We start from the raw sequence: 6200 nt of genomic DNA on the forward strand, positions 1-6200 counted from the left end.
GCAAAAGAACGCCCCTCATCAATATTGCGCCCTCCATCAAGCCCCCGTAAAAACATCCCTCGAAAATCGGGAACATTAAATGTCGTGGCGCCATCACCCTCTCCCCAAACCGTTCCTATCGTCTCAAATAAATCACCATAATCACGACGCAAATAAGCCTTCCCATCGCAAATTAACCAATCCTTTGGAATCCCGCGCATTCCAAACGTTCCTATAAAACCCGTGGGATAAAGATTGCTTTCTTCTTCTTCTAAAGGGAGTGGGGTAGGATTAACAAGATGCCAATGATCTCCATTATAAAACAATGTATAAATGCACCCTTGTTGGATTTCCCCCCCTGATAAAAGCGATAAACCCGTTTCTGTTGCTTTATAAACCGGCTTGCCATCTAAAGCATTTAAGACAATCGTGGTCGCTCCAACATTCTTACCCATAGCCATAAAGCGCAAAACGATACCATTCTTATACTCTAAAAACTGTGAAGTGCTTGCAAGTCTTATCACACTCGTTTGTTGGACATGATCATTTGTAACAATGCCTTCAAGCTCTCCACCCGTGTCTGACAAGTATTCCTTTACGCGCTGCATCATCACACGGGCGCTTGTGTTCACACTGCTAGGATGCTGTCCTTCGGACCAATCAATCAAATTATCCACGCGCGTATTATCCGACGCTCTAAGCGACCAATCATAAATCGTTGACATTTCTCGTGAATCCTAGCTTCTGTAAAATGGTCCGTAAAATGCCCGCATGAATTGCGTCATCAAAGGATTATCATCATCATCACTCTCTTCTTCTTCCGAAGCCTCTTCTTGTGATGCTAATAATGCCCTTAAAACCTCTAACAAGTTGTCTCTATTTCTAATGCCACCATGCGCTGTAGGACTTGCTCTATGAGGCTGCCCCCCATACATCTGTAATACACGGTTGACAAAATCACTTGCACGCATAGCGTTGTTTCCACCATTCAAGCCAACCGCATTGCTCCCAACAATTTGCGCCGCATTGGCATGGGGATTTTGAAGAAGCCGCGCGGCTCCTCCTGCACCTTGTTGATGTGCTAAATACAATTCTGCTTCACTAGGCGCTCTTCCCAATAGACGGCTTAAATGATTGCGATTATCAAGCGTCAACCGCCCCATGGCATCTGCCGCTTGCATGGGATCAAAACGATCCTGCAAACCATATTGCTTGGCGGTGCTGTCTATAAATTGATACAACCCACCCGCAGAAGAACGGGGATTTCTTGCATTCGGATTGCCTCCACTTTCAACTTGCGCAACACGGTACAAATAACTCTCTGGCAAACCATAACGCGCTGCTGCTTGACGGATCGCTTGATTAACAGAAGGACTATAACTGGTCATAGTTTTATACATCCTCTTCTACCTTGGTGTACTCAGCATATTAAATTGACCAGCCAATGCTTTTCCTCCTCCTCCAAGCAAAGCAGCAGAAAGCTTTTTCACCCATTCTTTTGTAGCGTATCCCTTTTCTTGCGCTTTAATCATATCTTGAATGAGCTTTGCAATTTGATCATTCTTAATCTGTGTCCCCCCTGTTAACAATTTGACAACATCCTTTTCAATCCGTTGACGCTCTCTAAACGCCGCCTCTTTGAAAGGAATCCAAGAAGCCTTCACCGCCGCTTTTCCTGCTTGCATAGCTGCATCAAATTTACCCGTTGGCATACTGACATTATGCGTAAAAGATATCTCTTTATTCGCTATACGATTTGGTATTCTGTTATAAAGATCTGCATAATTAGCTTCTCTATCAACAACCTTCTTAACAGCAGAAGCTTTATCTGCTCCATAAATCTTTGCAAATCGTTCATACAGATCATTCGTACCAAAAATCTCCTTTGCCTTGGAAACTTGATCTCCTGCTTGCCCCATACCTTGTAAAAGTTTTGCTCTTGATCCCTTTTTAAAGTATTCTTGTTCTCCCTCTGGTAATTCATCAAAAGTTTTACTGAATTTATCCTTATTAACTGACTTTCTAAGAATTTTGGAACCTTCATCCATAGCATCTACATCTGAACTATATTGATGATATAATGCCCGTCCCTTCTTATATTCAGATGATATATCATCCATAAGCTCTAATAACTTTTTCTGAATGCCTACTAAACTGCGAACTTGGCTATTATCTCCTTGTCTCCTTTCGGTCCTTATCATTAAATCGACAACCTCCTTAGTCTTATGAAGAGCCCCCATGTTTGGTTTCTCCTTAAGGAGACTAAATTTTTGAGAAGAAAACGGACTAACGTTGTTGCCATCCGTAATAAACCGCTTTAGTCCTTCATCATAAGCTTGTTTGAAGTATGGACGCTTCATTAAATCATTAAGAGCACCATAATATTTTTCTCCTATCGGCGTTTTCTTGGCTATTTCGTAAAGAGTATGTGATTCTGCTTCTCTACTCGCGATAAGATCATCTTTTAAACCTGTGACATTTTGACGAGGAACAAAGTGTTCATCAGCGGCTTGATGAATACGCTCCCCTCCTCCCAACGCTCTCTGCCCAGCTCTTTTAGTCAAATCAAGATAAGCTCCTTGGTTTCTTTTCGCGATATCAAAAACAAGATCCTGTAAAAAAGGACTATGATCAGCTACGTAATCGGTAGGAACTGCATTCTTAAAAGAGTTTCCTAGCTCTTCAGAAGCCTCCTTACCTAAATGTTTACTGATTTCTCTTAATGTGTCTGTTGCAACACCTTGCTTATGAGAAGGAGAAAGAAGTCTTCGTATTCCACCGACAGTAGAACCAGCCAAATGACCTAAAGCACTGCCAACCATTGTCCCTGCTGCTCCTAATCCTCCACCAACTGCTGCACTTTGAAGTGTGTGACCTAACCCTACACCTTCACCTGCTCCATGTAATGCACCAGATGCCGCTCCTACTTTAAGCAAATGAGGAAGTGTTGTGTTTTTTGTGATGCCTAAAAACGGACTTGCTTTCTCACCTACATATTTCACTCCTGCGCCTACCCGTTTCCCTACCGTGCCTACCGGCGTTGGAACGGCTTTCAAAAATGCTTGACTTAATTTTGAAGTAGCAGGAGGCGCTATCCGCCCTGCTAGTCCTGCAACCGCTCCTGTTCCTAACGTCGCAAGTGAAGGTAAAGCAGCCCCTACAACATTTCCTAACAAAGACGTCCAATAATGCGTATCACTCATCCTACGTTGATAATCACGTATTCTATTGGCTTCTTTCTCATACTTCTCTTCGTATTTTTTATCACCAGATAACCAATATCTGTACAGCCCCTTTCTAAAAGCATTTAGTGCACTCTCATTCTCATCATCACGTCCCGCCGCTACAATCCCCGCAACTTCATCATCTAAATTAAAACTCAAACCATGCTTTAAAGAATTCCAAAAGGCTTCACTTTGTGTAATCTCTGGAGAGAGTAGAGTATTCTCATAAGAAGGATTGGCATATTCTAAAACAGAACCTAAATTGATAAAATTCGGTCCAAGTTCTGATGAGCGTTCTCGATTAGCCGCATATTCTGAAGCAGAACCTAAATTGATAAAATTTGGACCAAGTTCTGATATTTTTTTACCTTGATTGTTCGTAGCACCTAATGCACGATCAACTACAAGAGAATTCTTATTGTTAATCATTTAGCCCTCTTGTAAACTTGACCATTGTAAATAAACTCAACCCCAATAGGCATTTTATTAGCTTGTTCTGTGCTGCTTACAGTTGTAAAATTTGCAACATTCCCTTGTGAGACCGCCTGATTGGTCGAATTTTGGCTATTTCTTGCCATAACGGCATTTCTCATATTATTTTCTGTAGACTCAATATGACCTAATACAATACCTTGTACTTCAGGGTTCAGTCTTGATAAAACATCTTTTATTGTTGACAAACGCCGTTTAAGCTCTCGTGTAGACATACGTAAATTTAATTTCCCAAGAGACTCTTTTAACATTTCAATGTCTTTATCGCTAACATTTCCAAGTCCTAGCGCCCCTCTTTGCGATAACATTTTCATTTGATCTATACGGTCAAGCCCTATACGAGATTGTATTGATTCCAAAATCTGTCGTACATCCGATTGTTCGGACGTTGAGAACGCGTAGCTAGCAGCTAAAGCTATATTACCTGTCGCCTTATTCTTAAAATTCTCAAGGTATTCCTGTACATAATCAATATCTTCTAGCAAAACCTTTGCATACAAGTTTTTATGTTGACGTAAAGCAGATTCTCGTTCTTTGTCCAGATACGCCTTCCCACCAGGGTGATAAACCACTCTCTTTCCCGTTGGTGATGTTGGGTCATCAATTAACGAACTCCCATCATTGTAATGTTTTATGCTATCTGTAGCACCTGTTAACAATGCACTAAGCATTTGAGGATTCCTTGCCATGACAGCAGCTTCTTCATCACTGTAGCCTTTGGACTTTAGATACTCGACAGTCTGATTAACCTGTCCTCTTTGTTTATCTCCTTCATTAAGATGCTTCACACCACTTGCAAGCGCATCCCATCCAGAACCATCTGTAGGTGCTGCCGCCATACCTGCAAAAAGATCTTTGAGCTTCTGATACGCATCTGATTGAAAAAACTTATAAGTATTGGACTGTAAAAATTTCTCTGCATCTGTCAGTTCAGGAGTCGGTGTTGGGGAAGCGGGTGCTAATGGTTGCGTTTGTTCATTAACATGAGGTTTTAGTTCTTGTGGAGTACTCTCTAGTGCATTTGGCATGGGTGGATGTTGATCAAATCCAAGAGGCATTTCCGCTTTAGGAGCCGTATAGGGCATAAATGGTCCATATGGATTCAGACTATTCTGTAAATAGGGGTTGGATGGGGCTTGTGCTTTCTCTGGTGTCATCATACTTTCAATACCTGACATTCCAGTCATAAATAGAGAGGTTTTGGGGTACTTTGTTATGAAATTCCCCACGGGGTTCTTTGTTATTAATTGTCCCAATCTATTCGCCCCTGTAACCGCTTTAGGAGCAAGATACCTAAAAACATGAGGCGCAGCTCTTGCTGCCATAAAAGCTGCCCCAGCTAATGGAAATAATATTGGAAATGCCATCACACTCTCCTACAAAACTATTCTTTAATTATTCTCCAGAGCTTTCTTTTGATTCATGTAATCTAAAAAAAACTTGGATGCTCCTCCTGCCAACGCTGCTCCCATTGGACCACCTGCCATGTAACCAAAAGCCATCGGTGCTGCTTGAAGTGCTAAAGAACCTATAGTCCCTACATTTTTCCACGGATTATTGCCCTCTATCTTAGAGATTGTATGATTATTCGTTGTCGTACCGTAATTTCTTGCAAAGCCATGACCGGCGTTCATAAGCATATTCAACCTATTCCAGCCGCTATTGTCTTGTTCCAGCCAACGTTCTCTATTGGCATCAACAAGGCGTTGATTGTAGTCATTAAGAACAGATGACCCCTGCAACATATTCGAATAGGCATTATTATAAGAGGGGAATAAGTTGCCTATCATGCCTAAGCGATACTTATTAAAATCACCAAGTAAGGCATTAGCATGTAACATATCCTGCTTATTCTGACGGTAATGATTAATCCTAGCACTTTTAGACAATGCATCAAGTTCACGCGCCAACACTTTTGTATGTGCACCAGATCCATAACCACCAGCACCTACAAAAGAGCTGTTAATCGTATCTCTCACATCATCCATAGATTTTTTAAGTACATCTTCAAAATCCTGATCATAGCCCCCTTTATAACTAGAAGCCAATTCACCAATATTTCTTTCTGCATGCATGGGAGTATTCATCAAATGATTCATATAATTTTGATATTGATGAGGAATAGCTCCAAGACCTCCGATTGCTTGGTAAGTTGGAGCACTTAAAGGTGCAACACGAGGTCCCCCATAAACATTACCACCCATCCCTGTGTCATACATGTTATACGCATCTGCACCCCCACGCTTAAAGACATTCTGCATCCAAGTAGGAGGGGCGCTTGTCTGCACCTGCTTCTGTTCTGTCGTTGCTGGTCTACTGCTCCCCATGTCACAATTCCTTCCTATAATAAAGCATAGCTATGCCATAGCCTTGCTTGGTTAGTGCACGCTTCCAACCTAAACGACCCAAGATCTCCATTTCAGAAGCACCATTCTCACGCGCCCAATCCTCTACAAATGTCAAATTATCAACTTGATCAAGAACGCCCTTGCCACTACATTCACA

5 protein-coding genes are annotated in these 6200 nt (G+C 41.7%); all 5 read right to left on the minus strand.

Annotated features, from left to right (window positions below):
* Positions 1-704 (minus strand): phage tail protein (locus ACFIL8_RS06660; RefSeq protein WP_375689193.1); only part of this gene is annotated, 704 nt, incomplete at its 3' end.
* A 12-nt stretch (positions 705-716) separates the two neighbouring features.
* Complete coding sequence (locus tag ACFIL8_RS06665) at positions 717-1367, minus strand: transglycosylase SLT domain-containing protein (protein ID WP_375689195.1); 651 nt, start codon at positions 1365-1367, stop codon at positions 717-719.
* Positions 1368-1385: 18 nt separating this feature from the next.
* Complete coding sequence (locus tag ACFIL8_RS06670) at positions 1386-3632, minus strand: hypothetical protein (RefSeq protein WP_375638655.1); 2247 nt, start codon at positions 3630-3632, stop codon at positions 1386-1388.
* Entirely contained in the window at positions 3629-5062 is a 1434-nt protein-coding gene (locus ACFIL8_RS06675; RefSeq protein ID WP_375638654.1) for a hypothetical protein, read from the minus strand. The genes ACFIL8_RS06670 and ACFIL8_RS06675 overlap by 4 nt, the downstream gene beginning before the upstream one ends.
* Positions 5063-5086: 24 nt before the next feature.
* Positions 5087-6022, minus strand: coding sequence for a hypothetical protein (locus ACFIL8_RS06680; protein ID WP_375689197.1), 936 nt, complete (start codon positions 6020-6022; stop codon positions 5087-5089).
* Positions 6023-6200: the final 178 nt, after the last annotated feature.

Origin of the sequence: Bartonella sp. AP57NXGY, assembly GCF_042195805.1 — a bacterium.
Classification (GTDB): Bacteria; Pseudomonadota; Alphaproteobacteria; order Rhizobiales; family Rhizobiaceae; genus Bartonella.